The organism is Streptomyces ureilyticus (assembly GCF_011045025.1).
GTDB classification, from domain to species: Bacteria; Actinomycetota; Actinomycetes; order Streptomycetales; family Streptomycetaceae; genus Streptomyces; species Streptomyces ureilyticus.
This window is the reverse complement of sequence record NZ_JAAKZX010000461.1, coordinates 1-1,325: the sequence shown is the minus strand read 5'-3', so window position 1 is coordinate 1,325 and position 1,325 is coordinate 1. Positions and strand designations below refer to the sequence as shown.

2 protein-coding genes are annotated in these 1,325 nt (G+C 65.2%); both read right to left on the bottom strand.

The window, feature by feature from the left end; genetic code table 11:
- On the bottom strand, positions 1-310 hold a 310-nt coding region (locus G6048_RS48130; RefSeq protein ID WP_328829171.1), incomplete at its 3' end, for a beta-ketoacyl synthase N-terminal-like domain-containing protein.
- Between the two features lie 211 nt (positions 311-521).
- Positions 522-992 (bottom strand): peptidoglycan-binding domain-containing protein, encoded by a 471-nt coding sequence (locus G6048_RS48125; RefSeq protein ID WP_165345901.1) that lies wholly within the window; start codon positions 990-992, stop codon positions 522-524.
- Positions 993-1,325 lie beyond the last annotated feature (333 nt).

Below are 1,325 nucleotides of genomic sequence, written 5' to 3'. Positions count from 1 at the left end.
TGTCCAGCTCCGTAGCGGTATCGAGGCCGGCGTCCGCCCAGGCTTCGTGTACGGCCATCAGCGCCAGCTGCGTGACGCGGTCCATCCGGCGCGCCTGCGCGGGCGGGAGGGCTGCCGCGGGGTCCACGGCCGCGGGTGCGGCGATCCGCACCGGCAACTCATGGGCCCACGGTTCGTTCAAAACCCGGGCTCCTGACCGGCCTTCCAGCATGCCCTGCCAGCTGGAGGTGACGTTGGCGCCCAGGGGCGTGACCGCTCCGAGTCCGGTGACCACGACATCCGACGCTCCGGCGGAAGCTTTCTCTACCACGATATTCCTCATTCAGTTATCTGTTTGACCAAAAGGGTAAAGCTACCTGAACGTCGCAGAATGGGGGCTGTCAGGTGGAGTTGGGTCGCAGTCGTCTTCCGCGTCGTAGAGGTGCGGGCCCAGCAAGGCCGGTGTCAGCCCCGTACGACGGGCACAGTAGACCGGCCCGGTCGCTGAGTGTGCCGGTCGTTTGCCCCACAAGGAAAGGTGCCTACTCGCAGAACTGCTCCAAGTTCGCTTGACCGAACCTGGCGAACGCCGCTCGCGTGCCTGGGCCAGCGATGCCGTCGAGGTCGCCGGTATACCTCCAGCCGCCGTTCTTGAGAAAGTACTGAAGTCCCCTGATCGTCGCCGGGCCGACGATTCCATCAACATCGAGGCTTTGGTCCCAGTGGTTATTGAGGAAGTTCTGTATCGCCTTCCAGCTTTCCTTGCCGAGATACCCGTCCACTTCGATGTCGACGAGGACTGAGGTGTTCAGGAAGCACTGAACGCCGTAAGCCTGGTACTTGGTAAGTCCGAGGTTGTTGTACGCGGCCACCGCTGCGGGCGAGGCTGCAACCGCAGACCTCGGGGCCGATGACGCGGGAGCCGCCATGGCCGTTCCAGCGGTCGCCAGGCCGCCGGCGGCGATCCCGACCGCGGTGGTGGCACTGACGAGTGCCTTGGTGAGAGCTCGCATGCTGTTCCCCTCCGTTGACGTGCGATGAACGGAACCGACCGCACCGGCGGGCTCCGCAACGAGACTGCGGCTTCGGCGCGCTGTCCGGCCACCGTTGACGCAAAAGTGGCCTCATCCCGGGACGTCCCAGACGCTGACCTGCTGAAACGTTGTCCGCCGAGTCACTGCGGCGGGACGACTGCGCGCGGGCGATGGCTGATTCTTCAGGAGGGCGGGACCCCGGTTCGCCGTGACGGATGATCTCGACAGCGAACTCATCCCGCAGCGCGAAGGGGTGTACGTGTCCTCCTACGACCCCGACCCACTGACCAAGCGTGCTTTCATCTCGAGCCC